This is a genomic window from Corallococcus sp. 4LFB, assembly GCF_046520365.1.
Lineage (GTDB): Bacteria > Myxococcota > Myxococcia > Myxococcales > Myxococcaceae > Corallococcus > Corallococcus caeni.
Window position 1 is genome coordinate 1 of sequence record NZ_JBKGHJ010000008.1, and the last position, 22,816, is coordinate 22,816.

At 70.5% G+C, this 22,816-nt stretch carries 6 protein-coding genes and 2 pseudogenes; 7 read left to right on the plus strand and 1 reads right to left on the minus strand.

Translation table 11 applies throughout. The annotated features are described in order from the left end of the window. The 6 genes and pseudogenes from ACLEQD_RS01820 to ACLEQD_RS01845 form a co-directional block, all read left to right on the plus strand. A partial coding sequence (locus ACLEQD_RS01820) for an amino acid adenylation domain-containing protein (RefSeq protein WP_410381230.1) occupies positions 1–3,431 on the plus strand: 3,431 nt, incomplete at its 5' end. 48 nt (positions 3,432–3,479) lie between these two features. After that, a complete protein-coding gene (locus tag ACLEQD_RS01825) occupies positions 3,480–4,853 on the plus strand; it encodes a cytochrome P450 (protein ID WP_410381232.1) in 1,374 nt (457 codons plus the stop codon). A gap of 50 nt (positions 4,854–4,903) precedes the next feature. Next, positions 4,904–6,313 carry a condensation domain-containing protein gene (locus tag ACLEQD_RS01830; RefSeq protein WP_410381234.1) on the plus strand — a complete coding sequence of 470 codons (1,410 nt, stop codon included), beginning with the start codon at positions 4,904–4,906 and terminating at the stop codon, positions 6,311–6,313. Between the two features lie 137 nt (positions 6,314–6,450). Continuing rightward, positions 6,451–8,451 (plus strand): annotated as a pseudogene (locus ACLEQD_RS01835) (amino acid adenylation domain-containing protein); the annotation flags it as partial. A gap of 68 nt (positions 8,452–8,519) precedes the next feature. Continuing rightward, a pseudogene (locus ACLEQD_RS01840) lies at positions 8,520–11,102 on the plus strand (condensation domain-containing protein); the annotation flags it as partial. 16 nt (positions 11,103–11,118) lie between these two features. Further along, positions 11,119–20,520 carry an amino acid adenylation domain-containing protein gene (locus tag ACLEQD_RS01845; RefSeq protein WP_410381236.1) on the plus strand — a complete coding sequence of 3,134 codons (9,402 nt, stop codon included), beginning with the start codon at positions 11,119–11,121 and terminating at the stop codon, positions 20,518–20,520. 51 nt (positions 20,521–20,571) lie between these two features. Here the strand turns inward: ACLEQD_RS01845 and ACLEQD_RS01850 are convergent, their stop codons facing one another. After that, positions 20,572–21,810, minus strand: a complete 1,239-nt coding sequence (locus ACLEQD_RS01850) for a UDP-N-acetylmuramoyl-tripeptide--D-alanyl-D-alanine ligase (protein WP_410381238.1) — start codon at positions 21,808–21,810, stop codon at positions 20,572–20,574. 217 nt (positions 21,811–22,027) lie between these two features. Here ACLEQD_RS01850 and ACLEQD_RS01855 point away from each other — a divergent pair, with 217 nt between their 5' ends. Further along, a complete protein-coding gene (locus tag ACLEQD_RS01855; RefSeq protein WP_410381240.1) occupies positions 22,028–22,786 on the plus strand; it encodes a galactosyltransferase-related protein in 759 nt (252 codons plus the stop codon). The last annotated feature ends 30 nt before the right edge of the window (positions 22,787–22,816 follow it).

The window sequence follows — 22,816 nt, forward strand, 5'->3', positions numbered from 1 at the left end:
CCTTCGGCTACAGCGCGCACCGTCACCACGAGTCCACCATCGCGACGCTGGCCTCACGGTTCCAGCACCACCTGCGTGCCCTCGTCGACCAGCGCCACTCCAGCGACGCCCGCCGCTTCTCCCCCGGTGACTTCCCCCTCGCCTCGCTCTCCCAGCCGGCCCTGGACGCCCTGCTGCGGAGCACCGGCCAGGACATCGAGGACGTCTACCCGTTGTCGCCCACCCAGCAGGGCATGCTCTTCCACGCGCGGCTGTCGCCCGACTCCGCCGTGTACTTCGAGCAGCTGTCCTGGACCGTCGCCTCGCCCCTGGACCTGACGGCCTTCCTGGAGGCGTGGCGCGCCTGCATCCGGCTGCATCCCATCCTCCGCTCGTCGTTCCACTGGGAAGGTCTGGAGTCCCCTCTCCAGGTCGTCCACGCCGACGTGGCGCTTCCCTTCGAGGAGCTGGACTGGCGCGGCCTCTCCACCGCCGAGCAGCAGGCCCGCTTCGAACAGCTCCTCCGCGAGGACAAGCGCCGAGGCCTGGACCTGCGCCGCGCGCCGCTCATCCGCCTCACCGCCGTCCAACTGGGCGAGGCGTCCGTCCGCTTCCTCTGGAGCCACCACCACTTGCTGGTGGACGGCTGGAGCCTGGGACTGTTGATCAAAGAGGTCTTCTCCCTCTACGACCTGCTCCGCTCCGGCGCGAAGCCGGAGCACGCCTCGCGTCCCGCCTTCCGCGAGTACATCGACTGGCTCTCCCAGCGCGACGACTCCACGGACGAAGCCTGGTGGCGCACGTACCTGAAGGGTTTCACGTCGCCCACGCCCCTGCCCCTGGACACGCGGGCCTCCCGCCCCCAGGCAACAGCCCGCCAGCACACCTGGGAGCAGTCCCTGCCCGCGGAGGTCTCCACCTCGCTTCAGTCATTCGCGCGTGAGCACCAGCTCACCCTGCCCACGCTCGCCTTCGCAGCGTGGGCGCTCGTGCTCGCGCGCGCCAGCGGCTCGCGCGACGTCGTCTTCGGCAACACCGTCGCGGGCCGGCCTCCGGAGCTGCCCGGCGCCGAATCCATGGTGGGCGTCTTCATCAACACGTTGCCGGTCCGCGTGCGGCTGCCGTCCTCCACCTCGCAGGTGCTGCCCTGGCTCCGGGAGCTCCAGGCGCAGCACCTGGACTTGCGCCAGCACGAACACGCCGCCCTCGTCCAGGTGCAGACCTGGAGCGACGTCCCCCGGGGCACCCCGCTCTTCGAGTCCCTGCTCGTCTTCGAGAACTACCCCCTGGACGCCTCGCTGCTGGGGCCGGACGCCTCGGTGGTCCTGCGCGACATCCACGCCGTGGAGGCCACCCACTATCCGCTCACGCTGTCCGTCATGCCCGGAGGCTCCACGCGCCTACGGGCCGTCTACGACGTGGCCCGCTTCGAGGACGCGGACCTCCAGCGGCTCATGTCCCACTGGAGCCAGGCGCTGGTTTCGTTGACCACCCACGCGCGGCTGGACGAGGTGTCGCTCCTGTCTGAGCAGGAGCGTCGGCAGGTGCTCGTGGACTTCAACGCGGACACGGCGGAGCGCGCCCCCGAGGCCTGCATCCACCACCTGTTCGAACAGCAGGCCCTGCTGCGCCCGGACGCCATCGCCGTCGAGTTCGGTGAGCAGCGGCTCACCTACCGCGAGCTCGACGCGCGCGCCAACCAGCTCGCGTGGGTGCTTCGCGCCCAGGGCGTGGGGCCTGACTCGCTCGTGGCCCTGTGTCTGGAGCGGTCGGTGGAGCTGATCCTCTCGCTGCTCGCCATCCTCAAGGCCGGTGGCGCGTACCTGCCGCTGGACGCCGCCTACCCGGCCCAGCGCCTGGCCCTCATGCTGGAAGACGCTCCGCCCAGGCTGCTGATCAGCTCGCGGGCGCTGCGCTCACGGCTCTCCGTGCCCGTGGCGCTACCCAGCCTGCTCATTGAGGACCTGCGCCTGGAGGAGCAGCCCACCACGTCGCCGCACGTGCCGCTCTCCCCGCGCAACCTCGCCTACGTCGACTTCACCTCCGGATCCACCGGCCGGCCCAAGGGCGTCGCCGTCGAACACGGCTCCGTGCCGCGCCTCTTCCACGGCAGCGCCTACGCGAACTTCGGCCCGGAGGAGAGCTTCCTGCTCATCGCCCCCATCTCGTTCGACGCCTCCACGCTGGAGGTCTGGGGCCCGCTGCTCCACGGCGGACGCCTGGTCGTCTTCCCGCCGCGATCGCCGGGCGACCTGCGGCTGCTGCGCACGGTGCTGGAGCAGCACCGCGTCACCACGCTCCACCTCACCGCGGGCCTCTTCACCCAGGTGGTGGACCTGGAGCCGGACGCACTGCGCGGCGTGCGCCAACTGCTCACGGGCGGCGATGTCGTGTCCGCGCCGCACGTCGAGCGCGTGCTGCGCACCCTGGGTCTCCCGGTCACCGCCTGCTACGGCCCCACCGAAGGCACCCTCTTCACCTCGTGCCACCGCATGACCCGCCCCGAGGACGTGGGCGGCGCCGTTCCTATCGGCCGCCCCATCCACGCCACCCAGGTGTACCTGCTGGACGATGCCCTCCGGCCTGTTCCGGTGGGCATGCCCGGGGAGCTCTTCATTGGCGGGGACGGACTCGCCCGGGGCTACCTGTCCCGGCCGGACCTCACCGCGGAGCGGTTCCTGCCCCACCCGTTCGCCACCCGGCCCGGCCAACGCGTCTACCGCACGGGCGACCTGGCCCGGTGGACGGAGGACGGCGTGCTCGAGTTCCTCGGCCGCGCCGACACCCAAGTGAAGGTGCGGGGCTACCGCATCGAGCTGCCGGAGGTGGAGAGAGCCCTGCTCGCGCACCCGCATGTGCGCCAGGCCGTGGCGCTGGTGCGAGAGGACGCGCCCGGGGACAAGCGGCTCGTCGCCTATGCCGTGGCCCAGCCTGACCAGCGGCTGGACCCGGCCGCGCTGCGGGCGTTCCTCCTGGAACGCCTGCCCGACTTCATGGTGCCGTCAAGCTTCGTCCCCCTGGACGTCCTGCCGCTCACCGCGAACGAAAAAGTGGACCGCAAGGCCCTGCCCGCGCCGGAGCAGGCCCTGACGCCCCGGCGCGCGTACGAAGCGCCGCGCACGGAGCTGGAGCAGCAGATCGCCAGCTACTGCGCGGAGCTGCTGCGCGTGGAGCGCGTGGGCGTGCACGACAGCTTCTTCGAGCTGGGCGGACACTCCCTGCTGGCCACCCAGCTCGTGGCGCGCGTCCGTTCGGGCCTCGGCGTGGAGCTGCCCCTGCGCGACCTCTTCGAGGCACCCACCGTGGCGGGGCTGTCCCTCCACGTCCTGCGGCTCACGGCCCAGCAATCCCAGGAGGACCTGGCGGGGATGCTGGATCAATTCGAAACGATGAGCGAGTCGGAGCTGCAAGCGCTCCTGGACGCTGAAGACGAACCGCCCACCGGCACCTGAGACGCGCCGGTGGTGTTCCCCTTTCGCTGATGGAAACAAGGTGACGTGATGGCAAGCACACCACTCTCCCCCCTCCCTCCGGGCCGGCGGCGGCACTGGTTGATGGGCACGGGCGTGAATCAGATCAAGGACGCGCTGGGCATGCTGGTGCGCGAGCAGCGCCGCCACGGCGACGTCGTCTACTTCCGCATGTTCGACGGTCCCACCCTCCTGCTGTCCCACCCCGAGTACGCACAGCGGGTGATGGTGGACAACGCCCGCAACTACCGCCATCCGGGCCCAGAGCAGGGCTTCAACGGGCCGCTGATGGGCCGGGGCCTGTTCGCTAGCCGCGGCGACTTCTGGATGCGCCAGCGGCGCATGGTGCAGCCCGCCTTCCACCGCCCCCGCCTGCCCCCCATGGTGGACGGTCTGGTGGCGGGCACCGAGGCAATGGCCCGTCGCTGGGAGCCCCATGTCGCCTCCGGCCAACCCCTGGAGCTGCTGGATGAGATGCGGCACCTCTCCATCTCCCTGCTGGGGCGGTCCATCTTCTCCCGCGACGTGTACGAGGACAGCCCGGCGCTGCGCGAGGCGCTCGATTTCTTCACGCGCGACAGCCACGGCCCCCGCGACTCCGTGGTGAAGGTCGTCAGCCAGCTCCTGCGGCTGCGCCCCGGCCACCACGCGAAGTTCATGGCCGCCATCGAGAAATTGAACGGAGTGCTCTATCCCCTCATCACCGAGCGAAGGCAGTCGGCGTCACTGGGGGACGACGTGCTGGGCGTCTTGATGTCCGCGCGTGACGCGCAGGGCGAGGGGATGACGGACCGGGAGGTTCGCGACGAACTGGTCTCGCTCTTCGTCGGAGGACAGGAAGCCACCGCGGTCGCGCTCACCTGGGTCTGGCACATGCTCATGCGCCACCCGGAGGTGGAGCAGCGCATCCGCCAGGAGGTGAAGGACGTGTGCCTGGGGCAGCCGCCCACCGCCACCTCCGTGCAGGGCCTGGCCTACCTGCGCGCGGTGGTACAGGAGACCCTGCGCCTGCACCCACCCGCCTGGCAGTTCGCGCGACAGGCACGCGAGGAAGACACGATCGGCGGCTGGAAGGTCCACCCCGGCATGCGCGTGATGATCTCCCCGTACATCCTCCACCGTCACCCCAGCGCGTGGGAGGACCCCGAGCGCTTCATGCCCGAGCGCTTCCTGTCAGAGCCGCGCGAGCAGAAGTTGCAGCGCATCGCGTACATGCCGTTCGGCGCCGGGCAACGGCTGTGCATCGGCAACCACTTCACGCTCCTGCTGATGACCACGGTCTTCGCCACGTTGCTGCCGCGCTTCCAGGCGCGCCCGACGTCCCACGGGCCCGTGGTCACCATGTCTGGCTCCACCTACCGGCCGCGCAACGGGCTCAATGCCACGCTGCACCCGGTGGCCTGACACCAGCCCCATTTCTTCCGTCCCCTGCCGCCGTTCCGGATCTCCGCGATATGAGTGACCTCCTCAAGCGTCTGGCCAACCTGTCCCCCGAAAAGCAGGCTCTACTGCTCAAGAAGCTGCGCGCGGGGACGCCCTCCACGGCCACGAGCGTCACGTCCCTGCCCCCCCTCGAGCGGCTGCCCGAGGGGGCGCGGTTGCCCCTGTCCTTCGCGCAGCAGCGGTTGTGGTTCCTGGAGCAACTGGAGCCGGGCACCTCACGCTACAGCGTGCCCGCCGCGGTGCGGCTGGAGGGCGCGCTGGACGTCGCGGTGCTGGAGCAGGCCTTCGCGGAGTTGACGCGGCGCCACGAGAGCCTGCGCACCCTCTTCCGCCAGGACGCCGACTCCGCCGAGCAGGTCATCCTCCCGCCCCAGCGGCAGGCCCTGCGGGTCGTGGACCTGACGTCCCTGGCCGGGGCGGAGCGACAAGCCGAGGTGCTCCGGCAGGCCAACGCCACCGCGCAGCGCCCCTTCGACCTGCAACGCGGCCCGCTGTTCATCACCACGCTCTTGCGGCTGGGAGAGCGGGAGCACCTGCTGGTGCTCAACGTCCACCACATCGTCTCCGATGCGTGGTCCACCAGCGTGCTGGTGCGTGAGGTGGGCCAGCTCTACGCTGCCTTCAGCCAGGGCCAGCCCTCGCCGCTGCCGGTGCTGCCGGTGCGTTACGCGGACTATGCGCACTGGCAGCGCCAGTGGCTGCGCGGGGAGGAGCTGGAGCGCCAGCTGTCCTACTGGCGTCAGCAGCTTGAGGGTGCGCCGGCGCGGCTGGAGCTGCCCACCGACCGTCCACGGCCCACGGCGCAGACCTTCCACGGCGCGGCCCTGCCGGTGCGCTACTCCCGCGAGCTGTCGGAGGCCCTCAAGGCCCTGGCCGCGCGCGAGGGCGTGACCCCCTTCATGCTGCTGCTCACGGCCTTCCAGCTCGTGCTCGGCCGCTACGCGGGCCAGGACGACGTGAGCGTCGGCTCTTCCATCGCCGGCCGCCGCCTGGGCGAGTTGGAGGGTCTCATCGGCTTCTTCGCCAACATGCTGGTGCTGCGCACGGACCTGGGCGGCGACCCCACCTTCCGCGAGCTGCTCCAGCGCGTTCGGCAGACGACCCTGGGCGCCTACGGACACCAGGACGTCCCCTTCGAGAAGCTGGTCGAGGAGCTCAAGCCGGAGCGCAACCTGGGCCACAGCCCGCTCTTCCAGGTGGTCTTCGCCTTCCTCAACGCGCCCCCCGTCGAGCTGAGCCTGCCGGGCCTGTCCATGCGCCCGGTGGTGCTGGACACGGTCGTCGCCAAGTTCGACCTGGAGCTGGCCTTCATGGAGCAGCAGGGCTGCCTCCTGGGTAACTTCGTCTACAACCGCGACCTCTTCGACGCAGCCACCATCAAGCGGCTGGCCGGCACCTGGAGACGCTGTTGCACCAGGTGAAGGACGCGCCCGGGGCGCGCCTGTCCCAGCTGTCGCTGCTCACCGCCGCTGAACGCCAGCAGGTGTTGGAGGACTGGAACGGCGCCACCCGCGCGCTGCCCGAGCCCGCCCTGGCGCACCGGCTCTTCGAAGCGCAGGTGCGCCGCGCGCCCGACGCGCCCGCCCTGCGCTTCGGTGAGGAGACCCTCACCTACGGTGAGCTCAACGCGCGGGCCAACCAGCTCGCGCGCCACCTGCGCCGCGTGGGCGTGGGGCCGGAAATCCGCGTCGCGCTCTGCCTGGAACGCTCTGCCGGGCTCGTGGTCGCCCAGCTCGCCGTCCTCAAGGCGGGCGGCGCCTTCCTCCCGCTCGACCCGGGCCTGCCCTCCGAGCGGCTCGACTACATCGCGTCGGACGCGATGGCGCCGGTGCTCCTCACCGACTCGTCGCTCGAGCACCTGATGGACCGGCGGGGCTACGTGCTGCGCCTGGACGCGGACTGGGGCCGCGTCGAACGCGAGTCCGAGGACGACCTGGACACCCCGGTGGACGGCGACCAGCTGGCATACGTCATCTACACGTCGGGCTCCACCGGCCGGCCCAAAGGCACCCTGCTGCGGCACCAGGGCCTGTGCAACACGGCGCTGCGCACCGTGGAGTTCATGGACCTGGGGCCGGGAAGCCGACTGCTCCAGTTCTTCTCCAGCGCGTTCGACGCCTCCATCTCCGAGATCTTCCCCGCGCTGCTGTCCGGCGCGACGCTGGTGCTTGCCCCGCGCGAGGAGCTGCTGCCGGGCGCGCCCCTGCTCAAGACCGTCGCGGACCACGCCATCACCACGCTGAAGCTCACCCCCACGGTGCTGGCGCAGCTGGAGCCCGAAGGACTCCAGGGCGTGCGCACGCTCATCGTCGCGGGCGAGGCATGCGCGCCGGAGCTGGCCCAGCGCTTCGCTCCGGGCCGCCGCTTCGTCAACGCCTACGGTCCCACCGAGGCCACCGTGTGCGCCACGGTCAACACGCGGGTGGATCCGCGGCGCGTCACCCTGGGGCGGCCCTTCGCCAACGCGCGCGCCTGCGTGCTCGACGCCCACCTGGCGCCGGTGCCCCCAGGAGTGCCCGGAGAGCTGTACCTGGGGGGCATGGGCCTGGCGCGCGGCTACCTGGGCCGTCCGGAGCTCACCGCCGAGCGCTTCGTGCCGGACCCCTTCGCCACGGAGCCAGGACTGCGGCTCTACCGCACCGGCGACCGCGCCCGCTGGCTGCCCGACGGCGAGCTGGAGTACCTGGGCCGCGTCGACTTCCAGGTGAAGCTGCGCGGCTTTCGCATCGAGCTGGGGGAGATTGAAGCCGTGCTGCTCCAGCAGCCCGGCGTGCGCGAGGCAGTGGTGGTGTTGCGCGAGGATCCGCCAGCCCTCAAGCGGCTGGTGGCCTATGTGGCGCCGCCCGCCGGGGAGGAGGCCCCGGACCCGGCGGTCCTGCGCTTGGCGCTGCAGGAGCGGCTGCCGGACTACATGCTGCCCGCGGCCTTCGTGTGCCTGGAGGCGCTGCCCACGAACAGCAGCGGCAAGGTGGACCGCAAGGCCCTGCCCGCGCCGGACGGGACCCGCGCCGCGCAGGCCAAGGCGGAATACGCTGCTCCGGTCACCCCGGTGGAGGAGCAGCTGGCGGACATCTGGGCCCGGGTGCTGGGCCTGGAGCGGGTGGGCATCCACGACAACTTCTTCGAGCTAGGCGGCGATTCCATCATCAGCCTCCAGGTGGTAGCGCGGGCCCGGCAGGCGGGACTGGTCCTCTCCACGCGCGACCTCTTTCAGCACCAGACAGTGGCCCTGCTGGCGAAGCACGTCCAGGCCGCCTCCGAGTCCACGGATGAGCAGGGAATGGTCACCGGCCCGGTGCCACTGACCCCTTTGCAGCAGCACCTCTTCGCGCACGACGCCACGCACGCGCACCACTTCAACCAGTCGCTGCTCCTGGAGTGCCGCGTGCGCCAGGAGGCCTCGCGGCTGGAGACGGCCCTGCGGCACCTGGTCGAGCACCACGACGCCCTGCGCCTGCGCTTCTTCCAGCACGAGGACTCCTGGCTCCAGGAGAACGTTTCCGTGCAGGAAGCGCCCTTCCGCCTGCTCTCGGTGGATCTGGGCGCGCTGCCCGCCGCCGAGCAGTCCGCGGCGCTGGAGGCCGAGGCGCCCGGCTGCAGTCCACCTTCGCGCTGGGTACCCCACCCTTGTTCCGCGCCGCCCTCTTCGACCTGGGCGTCCGGGGGCAGCGACTGCTGCTCGTGGCCCACCACCTGGTGGTGGACGTCGTCTCCTGGCGCGTGCTGCTGGAGGACCTGGAGTCCGCGTGCGCCCAGCACGAGCGAGGCGAGCCGGTCCGCCTTCCCGCCAAGAGCACCTCGTTCCAGGCCTGGACGCGCCGCCTGCACGCCCACGCCCAGTCCGAGGCGCTCGCCGCCGAGGCCCCTCTCTGGCTGGACGCGGCCCGGAACGACGTGGCGCCGCTGCCCACCGACGGCGCGGGCGCCAACGTGCGTGACAGCGAGCAGAGCGTCCGCGTCGCGATGGACGCCGAGGAGACACGGGTGCTGCTCCAGGAGGTTCCCGGGGCCTGGCGCGCGCGAATCAACGAAGTCCTGCTCACCGCGCTGGGACGCGCGCTGGCGGAGTGGACGGGGCAGCCCCGCGCGCTGGTGCACCTGGAAGGCCATGGCCGCGAGGACCTCTTCGCGGGCGTGGACACGTCACGCACCGTGGGGTGGTTCACCTCCATGGTCCCCGTGCTCCTGCCAGTGCCAGCGCAGGCCACCACGGGCGAATGCCTGCGCGCCGTGCGCGATTCGCTCCGCCGCATGCCGAACCACGGGCTCGGCGGCGGTCTGCTCAAGTGGATGGGGCCCGAAGCCGTGTCCCGTGCCCTCAAGTCCCAACCGCTTCCCCAGGTGGCCTTCAACTACCTGGGCCAGCTGGATGCCACCGCCGCGGCGAGTGAGCGCTTCGCTCGCGCCACGGAGGCCATCGGGCCGTCGTCCGCGCCCTCGGGGGAGCGGCTGCATGTCCTGGAGGTCAACGGCTCCGTCACCCAGGGCCGGCTTCAGTTCGCCCTGAGCTATAGCACCGCGCTGCACCACGCGGCCACCATCGAGGCGCTGGGCCAGGGCTTCGCGCGGCACCTGCGCGCGCTCATCGCCGAGCGGCACTCCGACGACGCGCACCGACTGTCACCGGGCGACTTCCCCCTCGCCGCCCTCGACCGCCCCGCGCTCGACGCGCTGGTGGCGCAGGCTCCATCGGGGGTGGAGGACATCTACCCGCTGTCCCCCATGCAGCAGGGCATCCTCTTCCACGCCTTGCTGTCGCCGTCCTCGTCCGTCTACTTCCAGCAGCTCGCGTGGACCGTGGACTCGCCTCTGGACCAGGAGGCGTTCCTCGCTGCCTGGCGCGAATGCCTCCGGCTGCACCCCATCCTGCGCTCGTCGTTCCACTGGGAGTGCCTGGACACGCCCCTCCAGGTCGTCCACGCGTGTCCCGTCCTCCCCGTCCACACGCTCGACTGGCGCGAGCTGCCGAAGACCGAGCAGCGCGCCCGCATGGAGCAACTGCTCGCTGACGACCAGAAGGCCGGCGTGGACCTGCGCCACGCGCCGCTCCTGCGGCTGACCGTCATCCTCCTGGGCGCCCAGCGCACGCGCTTCCTCTGGAGCCACCACCACTTGCTGGTGGACGGCTGGAGCCTGGGCCTGCTGATGCGGGACGTCTTCTCCCTCTACGACACGCTGCGCGCGGGGGGCACGCCCCCGACCGTGTCCCGGCCGCCGTTCCGGGACTACATCGCCTGGCTCCAGCGTCGGGACGCCTCCGCGGCCGAGTCTTTCTGGCGCGCGTCGCTCCAGGACTTCAACGCCACCACCCCGCTGCCCGCCGACACGCACCAGCCCGCCACCAGCCAGGACACCGTGGAGGGCGCCCTCTCCGAACAGGCCACCACCGCGCTGCAGGCCTTCGCGCGCCAGCACCAGCTCACCCTTCACACCCTGGCGCTCGCGTCCTGGGCGGTGGTCCTCGCGCGCTATGCCCGCGTCTCCGACGTCGTCTTTGGCAACACCGTGGCGGGCCGCCCCCCGGAGCTCGCCGGCTCCGACGGCATGGTGGGCCTCTTCATCAACTCGCTGCCGGTGCGCATCCCGCTGCCCGACGGCGACGCCCCCCTGGGGCCCTGGCTCCAGTCGATCCAGGCGCGGCAGCTGGAGCAGCGCCAGTACGAGCACTCCCCGCTCGTCCAGGTCCAGGCGCTGAGCGGCGTGCCCCGGGGCACGCCGCTGTTCGACTCGCTGCTCGTCTTCGAGAACTACCCGCTCGACGAGACGCTCCTCGAAAGCCCGTCCATGCGGGTCAGCGACATCCACGGCTTCGAGCGGAGCAACTACCCGCTCACCGTCTCCGTGCTGCCCGGCGCCGTGCTGCGCCTGCGCGCCGTCTTCGCGACGCCGCGCTTCGCCGCGGGGTCCCTGCGGCGCGTGCTGCGGCACTGGATCCAGGTGCTGGAGTCGCTACCCGCGAGCGGCCGCCTGGATGACCTCGCGCTGCTCACCCCGGTGGAGCGCCGCCAGGTACTGCTGGACTGGAACGCCACCACCACCCAGTACCCGCGCTCCAGCACCCTGTCCGAGGTCTTCTCGCAGGTGGTCACCCGCGCGCCGGACGCGGTGGCCGTCGAGTTCGGGGACACGGCGCTTACGTACGCGCAGCTCGACGCGCGCGCCAACCGGCTCGCGAACCACCTGCGCGGCCTGGGCGTGGGCACGGACTCCCGCGTGGCGCTCCGCCGTGGAGCGCTCGCTGGAGCTGATCATCTCGCTCGTGGCCATCCTCAAGGCCGGCGGCGCCTACGTCCCGCTGGATCCGTCCTACCCGCGCGAGCGGCTGGCCGCGATGCTCGAGGATGCCCGGCCCCGCGTGCTCCTCACCCAGCGCGCGGCGCTCGCGAAGCTGCCCTCGGACGGCGTGCACACCGTGGTGCTGGAGGAGCTGGACCTCTCCGCCCAGCCCACGTCCACGCCGCCGTGCGCTGCGCATCCGGAGAGTCTCGCGTACATCGACTTCACGTCCGGGAGCACGGGCCGCCCCAAGGGCGTGGGCACGCAGCAGTCGGCCGTGCTGCGCACCGTCTTCGGCGTCGACTACGCCCACCTGGGGCCGGACGAGACGTTCCTGCTCATCGCCCCGGTCTCCTTCGACGCCTCCACCCTGGAGCTGTGGGCGCCGCTGCTGCACGGGGGCCGGCTGGTCGTCTTCCCGCCCCACTCCCCCTCTGACGTGTACGAGCTGGAGACGGTGCTGGTGAAGCACGGGGTCACCACGCTGCACCTCACCGCGGGCCTCTTCACCCAGGTGGTGGACAGCCACCCGCGCGCGCTGCGCACGGTGAAGCAACTGCTGACGGGCGGTGACGTGGTGTCCGCGCCGCACGTCCAGCGCGTGCTGGAGACCCTGCGCATCCCGGTGACGGCCTGCTACGGCCCCACCGAGGGCACCCTCTTCACCTCCTGCCACCGCATGACGACGCCCGGGGACGTGGGGACTGCAGTTCCCATTGGCCGCCCCATCGGCAACACCCGGGTGTACGTGCTGGACGCGAACGGACAGCCCGTGCCCCCGGGCCTCATCGGCGAGTTGTTCGCGGGAGGCGACGGCGTGGCGCGCGGCTACGTGGGACAGCCGGCGCTCACCGCCGAGCGCTTCGTGCCGGATCCATTCTCCGGCGTGCCCGGCGCGCGCCTCTACCGCACGGGGGACCTGGCCCGTTGGCGCGAGGACGGCGTGCTGGAGTTCCTCGGCCGCGCCGACGCCCAGGTGAAGCTGCGCGGCTACCGCATCGAGTTGGGGGAGGTGGAGGCCGCCCTGCTCACCCATTCACCGGTGGCCAGCGCCGTCGCGGTGATGCGCGAGGACGTGCCTGGCGACCAGCGGCTCGTCGCCTACGTCGTCCCCCGCGACGGCCAGACGGTGGAGATCCCCCTCCTGCGCTCCCACCTCCAGCAGCGCCTGCCCGAGTACATGGTGCCCTCTGCCTTCGTCGGCCTGGACGCCTTGCCCCTCACCGCGAACGCCAAGGTCGACCGCAAGGCGCTGCCGCCCCCCGAGTCCCTGCGTGCCCCGGAGGTCGAGTATGTCGCCCCGCGTGGCGAGACGGAGCAGCGGCTCGCGGCCATCTGGCGGGAGGTGCTGCGCGTGGAGCGCGTGGGCCTCCACGACAACTTCTTCCTGCTGGGCGGCCACTCCCTGCTGGCCACCCAGGCCCTGTCGCGCATCCGCACGGCGTTCAACGTCGAGCTACCCCTGCGGGCCCTCTTCGAGGCGCCCACGCTCCTGGAGCTGGCGGCCCGGCTGGGCGCCTTCGCGGCCTCGGACGTGCCGGCCCTCCGCCCCACGAGCCGCTCGGGCCCGCTGCCCCTGTCCTTCGCGCAGCAGCGGCTGTGGTTCCTGGATCAGCTGGAGCCCGGAAACGCCAGCTACAACATCCCCACCGCCCTCCAGTTGGAAGGACATGTGAACGCGGACGCACTCCAGCGCGCCCTGGACGCCCTGGTGGAACGCCACGAGTCCCTGCGCACCGTCTTCCGCGCCGGCCCGGAGGGAGCCGAGCAGCGCATCCTGCCCCGGGTCTCCGTGCCCCTGGAGCGTGGAAGCGTGTCCACCGCGCTGCCCGGTTCGGAGCAACAGCGCGAAGCGCTGCGCCTGGCCACCGGGGAGGCCCGTCGCCCCTTCGACCTCGCCCGGGGCCCGCTGCTGCGCGCCACGCTGCTGGATCTGGAGGAGGCGCGGCACGTGCTGCTCCTGACGATGCACCACATCGTCTCCGACGGCTGGTCGATGGGCGTGCTGGTGCGTGAGCTGGCCGCGCTCTACGACGCCTTCACCCGGGGCCAACCCTCGCCCCTTCCGCCGCTGGCCCTTCAGTACGCGGACTACAGCGCATGGCAGCGCCTCTGGCTCCAGGGTGAAGCCCTGGACCGGCAGCGCGCCTGGTGGCGCGAACAGCTCTCCGACGTCCCGGTCGCGCTGGAGCTGCCGACTGACAAGCCCCGGCCCGCCACACGCTCCTTCCGCGGCGCCCACCGGTCCTTCCGCATGCCCGCCCTGTCGGCGCGGCTGAAGGACTTCAGTCAACAGCAGGGCGCCACGCCGTTCATGGTGTTGTTGGCGGTGTTCCACACGCTCCTGCACCGCTACTCGGGTCAGGACGACATCCGCGTGGGCACCCCCATCGCGGGTCGCGGGCAGACCGAGCTCGAAGGACTCATCGGCGTCTTCATCAACACCCTGGTGCTGCGCGCGGACTTGCGCGGCAACCCCACCTTCCTCCAGCTGCTGGAGCAGGTCCGCGCCAACGCGCTCGGGGCCTATGCCCACCAGGACGTGCCTTTCGAGAAGCTGGTGGAGGACCTCAACCCCCAGCGCGACCTGAGCACCTCGCCGCTCTTCCAGGCCATGCTGGTGCTCCAGAACGCCCCCATGGAGGCCTTGCGGCTGCCCGGCCTGCACCTGCGGCCGCTGGAGGTGGAGAGCCACCTCTCCAAGTTCGACCTCACGCTGCTGCTGGTGGACGGGCCCGAGGGGCTAGTCGGAACGCTGGAGTACGCCACGGACCTGTTCGAGCCAGCGACCGCCGAACGCATGGTGGGCCACTTCGGGTCGCTGCTGGAGCACGCGCTGTCGGCGCCCACCACCCGGCTGGGAGAACTGGCGCTTCTCACCGCCGTGGAGCGCCGGCAGTTGCTCGTGGGCTGGAATGACACCCGTGCGGACTTCCCGCGCGAGCGCACGGTGAATGAACTCATCGCCCTCCAGGCCGCCCGGGTGCCTGACGCCGTCGCGGTGGAGGCGGATGACGCGCGCCTGACGTACGCGCAACTGGACGCGCGCGCCAACCAGCTCGCGAACCACCTGCGCACCCTGGGCGTGGGCCCCGAGGTCCGCGTGGGCCTCTTCCTGGAGCGCACGGCGGAGATGGTCGTCGCGCTGCTCGGCGTGCTGAAGGCGGGCGGCGCCTACGTGCCGTTCGACACCACCCATCCGGAGGAGCGGGTGGCGTTCATGCTCGCCGACTCCGGGGTCGCCGTGGTCCTCACCCGGCGGGCGCTGGTGGAGCGGCTGCCCCCGCACGCGGCGAACACCCTGTGCCTCGACAGCGACTGGGACCTCATCGCCCGCCAGGACTCCGCCGCGCCAGTGCCGTCGGCAGGACCGGAGCACCTGGCCTATGTGCTCTACACCTCTGGCTCCACCGGCCGGCCCAAGGGCGCGCTCATCGACCACCGGGGCGTGGTCAACTACCTCGCGTGGTGCGCGCGCACCTATCCCGGCGAGGGCGGGCTTGGGGCGCCGGTGCACTCGCCGCTGGCGTTCGACCTGACCGTGACCAGCCTGCTGCTGCCCCTGGCACGGGGCCAGGGCGTCCGACTGGTGTCCGAACAGGACGACGTGGAGGGGCTGGCGGCGGCGCTTCGCGAGCACCGGGGCTACGCGCTCGTCAAGCTGACGCCGTCGCACCTGCTGCTGCTGTCGCGGCTGCTGTCGCCAGGGGAGGCGGCCGGCGCGACGGGCGCCTTCGTCATCGGCGGTGAGGCACTCACCCACGAGCTGCTCGCCTTCTGGCGGACACACGCGCCGGCCACGCGCCTCTTCAACGAGTACGGCCCCACCGAGACGGTGGTGGGCTGCTGCGTGTACGAGGTGGACGGCAAGGACGCGCCCCCCGCGCTCGCGACGGGGCCGGTCCCCATCGGGCGTCCCATCGCCAACGTGGAATCGCACGTGCTGGACGCGCACCTGGGGCTGGTGCCGGTGGGCGTGCCCGGTGAGCTTTACATCGGCGGCGTGCCGCTGGCGCGCGGTTACGGGAACAGGCCGGAGCTGACCGCGGAGCGCTTCGTTCCGCACCCCTTCAGCGACGTGCCCGGCGCGCGCCTCTATCGCACGGGAGATCGCGTCCGGCGCCGTCCGGATGGCGTGCTGGAGTTCCTGGGCCGCATCGACTCGCAGGTGAAGCTGCGCGGCTACCGCATCGAGCTGGGCGAGGTGGAGGCCGTGATGGTCCAGCACCCCAACCTCCGCGAGGCCGTGGCGGTGGTGCGCGAGGACGCGCCGGGAGATCAGCGGCTCGTCGCCTACGTCGTGCCCCAGGAGGGCCAGACGGTGGACATCGCCGCCCTGCGCGCCTTCCTCCAGCAGCGGCTGCCCGAGTACATGGTACCCTCCGCCTTCGTCGGCCTGGACGCCCTGCCCCTCACCGCTAACGCCAAGGTCGACCGCAAGGCCCTGCCCCGTCCGGGCGGCGAGGACACGGTGCAGGGCGCTCGCTACCTGGAGCCCCGCACCGACCTGGAGCGGACCCTGGCCAGCGTCTGGGCGGAGCTGCTCGGCGTGGAGCGCGTGGGCCTCAAGGACTCCTTCTTCGACCGGGGCGGCCACTCGCTGCTGGCCACGCAGCTCGTCTCCCGCCTGCGCTCGGCGTTTGGCGTGGAGGTGCCCTTGCGCACGCTCTTCGAGGCACCGACGTTGGCGGCCTTCGCCGCGCGGACCGAGGCCTTGCTCCAGGGAGGACACGCCTCGCGGGTGCCCGCACTCCAGCGCGTCCCGAGGGACGGCGCCCTGCCCCTGTCCTTCGCGCAGCAGCGGCTGTGGTTCCTGGATCAACTGGACCCCGGCGGCTCTGTCTACCACCTGCCCACGGCCCTGCGGATCGACGGCGCGCTGGATCGGGCCGTGCTGCGGCGAGCCTTCGACGCGCTCGTGGCGCGCCACGAGTCCCTCCGCACCACCTTCCGCTCCGAAGCGGGAGAGGCGCGGCAGGTCATCCACGCGCCCGGCGCCCTGACCTTCGAGGAGGTGGACCTCTCTTCCTGGCCCGGGTCCGAACGGCGCGAGGAGTGCGAGCGGCGCATCCGCGAGGAGGCCCTGCGTCCCTTCGACCTCTCCACGGGCCCGCTCCTGCGCGTGGCTGTCCTGACGCTGACTCCGTCCGAGCACGTGCTGCTGCTGACGATGCACCACATCATCTCCGACGGCTGGTCCATGGGCGTGCTGGTGCGCGAGCTCGCCGCGCTCTACGACGCCTTCGTGAGGGGAGAGCCCTCGCCCCTGCCGGAGCTGCCGGTGCAGTACGCCGACTACACCGTCTGGCAGCGCCAGTGGCTGCGGGACGATGCGCTGCGCGAGCAACTCGACTGGTGGGGCCGGCGGCTCGCCGGAGCCCCGGCGGTGCTGGAGCTGCCCACGGACCGGCCCCGGCCGCCCCAGCAGTCTTTCCGGGGCGCCCGCCACGGCTTCACGCTCGCCCCCGCGACCGCCCAGCGCCTGCACGCGCTGGCCCAGCGCGAAGGCGCCACGCCGTTCATGCTGCTGCTGACGGCCTTCCAGGTGCTGCTCGCGCGCTACTCGGGGCAGGATGACATCAGCGTGGGCTCTCCCATCGCTGGCCGCCGGCTGGCGGAGCTGGAGGGGCTCATCGGCTTCTTCGTCAACACCCTGGTGCTGCGCACCCGCGTGAACGCGGAGGTCACCTTCCAAGAGCTGCTGCGACAGGTGCGTGACAGCACGCTGGAGGACTACGCCCACCAGGACCTGCCCTTCGAGCAGTTGGTGGAGGTGGTACACCCCGAGCGCGACATGAGCGTCCCGCCGCTCTTCCAGGTCATGCTGGTGGTGCAGAACGCCCCGGTGTCCGCGCTGCGCCTGCCCGAGCTGCGCCTGCGCCCCCTGGAGGTGGACAGCGCCACCGCCCGGTTCGACCTCACCCTCCAGTTCGCGGAAGGAGCGGACGGCTTCATCGGGTCGCTGGAGTACAACACCGACCTCTTCGACGCCTCCACCGCGGGGCGCCTCGCGGAGCACTTCCAGGTGTTGCTTGAGGCCGCGCTCCAGACGCCGGACACGCGCGTGGGAAGGCTCGCGCTGCTCACCGCCCCCGAACGCCACCAGCTCCTCAAGGAGTGGAACACCCTCCAGACGCACTTCGCCCAGCAGGGCACGCTGCACGGCCTCTTCGAGGACCAGGCGGCCCGCACGCCGCATGCGCGCGCCCTCTCCTTCGAGGACACCCACCTCACGTACGGCGAGCTCAATGCGCGCGCGAACCAGCTCGCCGCGTGGCTGCGGGCGCGGGGCGCGGGGCCCGAGTCGCGCATCGGCCTCTACCTGGAGCGCTCCGCGGAGCTGGTGGTGGGGCTGCTGGCCATCCTCAAGGCGGGCGCGGCCTACGTGCCCATGGATCCGGCGTCCCCGCGCGACCGGCTGGCCTTCATGCTGGGGGACGCGGGCGTTCCGCTGCTGCTCACGCAGACGTCGCTCGTCCCCAACCTGCCGCCCCACGGCGCGCACGTCCTGTGCCTGGACGCGGAAGGGCCCACCCTCGCCACCCTCCCAGCGCGGAACGTGGACGCGGGGACGCACGAGGAGCACCTCGCCTACGTCATCTACACGTCCGGATCCACGGGGTGGCCCAAGGGCTCGCTCGTCACGCACGCCAACGTCCTGCGCCTCTTCTCCGCGACGCGGCCCTGGTACGACTTTGGCGAGCGGGATGTCTGGACCCTCTTCCACTCCAGCGCCTTCGACTTCTCCGTCTGGGAGCTGTGGGGCGCGCTGCTATACGGCGGCCGGCTCGTCGTCGTGCCCTACTGGGTGAGCCGCTCGCCCGCGGACTTCCATGCGCTGCTTCGACGCGAAGCGATCACCGTCCTCAACCAGACACCCTCCGCCTTCCGACAGCTCATCCAGCATGAGCAGTCCCTGGAGAGGCCCCCGCCCCTGGCGCTCCGCTACGTCATCCTCGGAGGCGAGGCGCTGGACTTCCGCGGCCTGCAACCCTGGTTCGCCCTGCATGGCGACAGCCAGCCGCGGCTGATCAACATGTACGGCATCACCGAGACCACCGTCCATGTCACCTACCGCCCGCTGAGCCAGGAGGATGCCAGCGGCACCGCCAGCGTGGTGGGCGTGCCCATTCCGGACCTGCAAGCCTTCATCCTCGACCCCTCGCTGGAACCGGTGCCCGTGGGAATTCCCGGGGAGCTCTACATCGGAGGCCGGGGCCTGGCCCGCGGCTACCTCGGCCGTCCGGGCCTGACGGCCGAACGCTTCATCCCCCATCCCTTCAGCACCATGCCGGGAGCTCGCCTCTACAAGACAGGCGACAGGGCGCGCTTCCGCGCGGACGGGCAGATTGACTACCTGGGCCGCACCGACTTCCAGGTGAAGCTGCGCGGCTTCCGCATCGAGCTGGGCGAAATCGAGGCCGTGCTCGAGCAGCAGCCCGGCCTCCGGCAGGCGCTGGTGCTCGCGCGCGAGGACCGCGCGGGAGACAAGCGCCTGGTGGCGTACGTGGTACCGGCGGCGGGACACGGGGTGGACACCGCCACGCTGCGACAGGAGCTCAAGGCGAAGCTGCCCGAATACATGGTGCCCTCGGCCTTCGTCACACTGGAGGCCCTGCCTTTGACGTCCAACGGAAAGGTGGACCGCAAGGCCCTGCCGGCACCGGATGCGTCCGCCACTCCGGCCTCCAGGTACGAAGCCCCACGCACGCCCGTCGAGCAACGGCTGGCGGAGCTCTGGAGGGACGTGCTGGGAGTGGAGCGCGTGGGCGTGACCGACAGCTTCTTCGAGCTGGGTGGACACTCGCTGCTCGCCGTCCAGGTCATGTCGCGCATCCGCGTCACCTTCGGCGTCGACCTGCCCCTGCGCGCCCTCTTCGAGCACCCCAACGTCGAGGCACTCGCTCGGGCCCTGGAGCAGCTTGGAGCAGACGCCCTCGCGGGCGTTTCGCGCAGCGAGGACACCCGGGAGGAGGCGCCCGCAAGGTCCGTCCCGCGGCGTCCCACCCCGGTCGGTCGCGTCACGGGCCCGGCCTCCATGGCACAGAGACGATGGCTCAGCTACGCAGGTTCGAACCCGAACCGGCCGAAGAGCGCCGGCAACGTCCCGCGGTGCGTCCGCATCAAGGGGAGGCTCGACGTCGAGGCGCTGGAGCGGGCTCTGACCACGCTCGTCGAGCGCCACGAAATCCTGCGGACCCATTACGCCCGGAGCGATGACGGGTTTGCCTTCCAGGTGCCCCCGCTGGCTCCGGTTCGGCTGGAGCAGCTGGACTTCACGGGGCTGCCTCTGGAGCAGTGCGAGGAAGCGGTGCGCCAGCGCGTGTACCAGGACGCGCAGACGCCGTTCGACCTCATGGCCCCGCCCATGTTCCGGGCGTGGCTCTACCAGTTGGGCCCGGAGGAGCACATGCTCCTGGTGCTGACGCACCACATCGCCTGGGACGGCTGGTCCGAGGCCATCGTCCTCCAGGAAGTCACCCGGGCCTACCAAGCCTACGTCCGGGGCGAGCCCCTCCGGCTGCCCGAGCTGCGCATCCAATACTCAGACTTCGCGTGGTGGCAGCACGAGCAGATGCAGGGCGAGCACCTCGAGTCGCTTGAGTCCTACTGGCGCAGGCACCTGGCCGAGGGGGTCACGATGGTCGACTTCCCCTTGGACAGACCTCGCCCGACCACTCGCACGTACAACGCGCTGACAACGACCGCCTCCTTCCCGGTGGACCTGTCCGCCGCCATCAAGGTGCTCTGCCACCGTGAAGGCGTCACGCTGTACATGATGGCGATGGCCGCCTACCAGGCCCTGCTCGCGCTGCGCAGCGGCGCTCGGGATGTCACCGTGTTCAGCAACATCGGGAGCCGCGACCACCTCGAGGTCGAGAACCTCGTCGGGTGCTTCACCAACGTCATCCTGATCCGCACCAACCTGGAAGGAGATCCCACCTTCCAGGAGCTGCTCACGCGCGTGCGTGACGCGGTGCTCGGCGCACTCGCCCACTCCGCCCTGCCCTATCAGCGGGTGCTGGACATGATTGGGATGAATCCGGACAGCAAGAGCGCGCGCACCTTCCCTGGACTGAACATGCAGAACTTCCAGAAGTCCGGGGGGCCCCGACCCTCGGCCGATGGGCTTCAGCTCGACCGCGTGAACGTTCCCCAGGGAGGAAGCCTCATGGTCAACATGTTCTTCTTCGTCTCCGAATCGGAGGACCAGCGCGTCTCGTTGATGGCCCAGGCAAACGGCGACCTCTATGACGCGCGGACGGTGGACCGCATCGTCGAGGACTTCCAGAGACTGTTGGCGGCGGGCTGCGCGGATCCGAACCGGCGACTCTCCGCGCTGCTCCCCTGACCTGTCCGGGGATGACGGGCTGGACATCGCCTCGCGGAGGCGATGTCCAACCTATGTGCCTTGCCGTCGGGTGTTGAATGCATGGGCCTTGCGGCTCTTCCACTCTGGAGACTGGCGGACCAGGCGAACCGTGTCCGCCGGGTTCGCCAGCAACTTCGCGGTGGCCTCCTCGCAGAAGATTCCCTCCTGGGACCCCTTCACGAGCACCGTGTCTCCATTCTTCAGGAGCCCCGCGACGAACTCGCCAGCCTCATAGGGAGTGTCGAAACATTTGATTTTATCATCGCCAAGGCCTGCTGCCCTGGCGGGTTCCACGTACTGCCTGGCCAGCTTCGCGACCGTGACCAGCAGATCAAGCCGAGCGCAGTGGCCACCGAGCTGCCTGTAGTATTTCTCCCCGTCCGAGCCCAATTCATTCATCCCGCCCAGAATGGCGATCTTCCGACCGGGCAGCTCATGAAGGGTGTCGAGGGCCGCGATCATGGCCTCCGGGCTCGCATTGTACGAATCATCGAGAATCAGGCTGCCGTTCTGGCCTTCCAGCGAATTCATCCGGCCAGGCACTGGCTGGATTCGCTCGACGCCGGCCTTGATCTCGTCTGGCGTCATGCCCAGCAGCTCGCCAACGGCGGCGGCCGCGGCGACCGCTTCAGCCAAGTGTCTTCCCAACATTCGAACGGACGCGTCCACCTCCCTTTTTCCCAGGACCAGGGTCCCTTCAAAGCCGTCCGCGGCGGAGTAACTCCGGATGCTGTAGCGATAGTCTCCTTTCGAGGTGCCATAGGTGTGCAGCTTGCTCGCAGCCATCGTGGCCAACTTGGAGGCAAACCGCTCCTCCTCGGCGTTCACCAGCGCGATCTGGCTGAGCTCCCCCAACGAAAACTTCTCGTCTACGATTGCCTCGATGCTCCCAAAGCCCTTGAGGTGCGCGGGCTTGGCGGCGGTGACCACGCCAATCCTGGGCTTGAGAAATGAAAAATAGCCGATATCCCCTCTGCGGCCCGCCCCCAGCTCCTGGACGATCACGTCATACCGAAGCGGTTTCTTGAGACGGCGATTCATCTCCCGCACCACACCCATCCAGCCCTTCAGATTGAAGAAACTACCGGGCGACTCCAGCTCGAAGATGGCCAGCGGAACGCCCGTCTCGCTGTTGTAGTTCCCTGGATGGGCCAGCACCTTGAACCGCTGCTCCAGGACTTTCGCGATGGCAAGCTTCGTGGTTGTCTTGCCCACGCTCCCGGTGACTCCCACGATCATCACCTGGGGATTCTTCTTCAGGTAGCGCATGAGCTGGATCTTCAAGACCCAGCCAACGATGCGCGATGCACCATTCCACACAATGCGTATCATCTGTATGCCTTCATGGCCCGTGCACAGGCCTTCAGACCTTGGTAACAAACACCGGATCCAACGGCCTTCCGTGCTTGGCATGCTAGCCAAGAGAGGTCCGAAAAGCATAGATTTCACGAAGCCGGGAGTCCCCCGGAACGAAGAGGCCCCCCGGGTGAACGAGATCAAGCTCAGCGTCGTCATGCCCTACTACAAGCGCATCCGGGAGTTCCAACGGGTGCTACCGCTGAACGCGCGCTACTTCAGCCGGCCGGAGTATGAAGTCGTCCTCTCGCTGGATGAGCCGAGTGAAGAGGCAGAGTTGCTGCGCGTCATCCGGGACTTCCCCTCCATCCGGTGGCGCGTGCTGGTGAACGACTTCGACCATCCGTGGCGCCCGCCGTGCCGAGCCATCAACGTGGGCGTGCGGCACGCGCTGGGTGAGAACGTGCTCGTCGTCTCGCCCGAGTCCGCCTTCATCACGGACGTGCCGGCGCTGGGGCTTGAACACATCGCGGCGAACCCTGGGACCGCCGCACTGGGCCGCGTGTGCTTCGCGACGTTCGACTCCCTGGAGGCCCACGAAGGCTCGCTGGAGAAGGCCAGCGCGCCGCCCTGGCACTTCTACGGCTCCATCTGCGTGCCACGGGAGCGCCTGGTCCTCATCCACGGGTACGACGAGGGCTTTGATCGCTGGGGCGGGGACGACGACAACCTCCGCATCCGGCTGATGCAGACGGAGACCTACCAGCACTCGCTGGACGACATGCGCATCGTCCACCTGTCCTTCGAGGCGCGAAAGGTGCGTCAGGCGGCGGAGCCCCCCACGCCCGAGTACGCGGAGCGCATCTTCAACCCCGCCTCCCCCCAGGCCAACCCCGACGGCTGGGGCCAGAGCTTCCAGCGGGTGGCCTTCGACTGGCGCCGGCCTTGAGCCCCGAAGCCCTTCGCGCAAAGGACACCC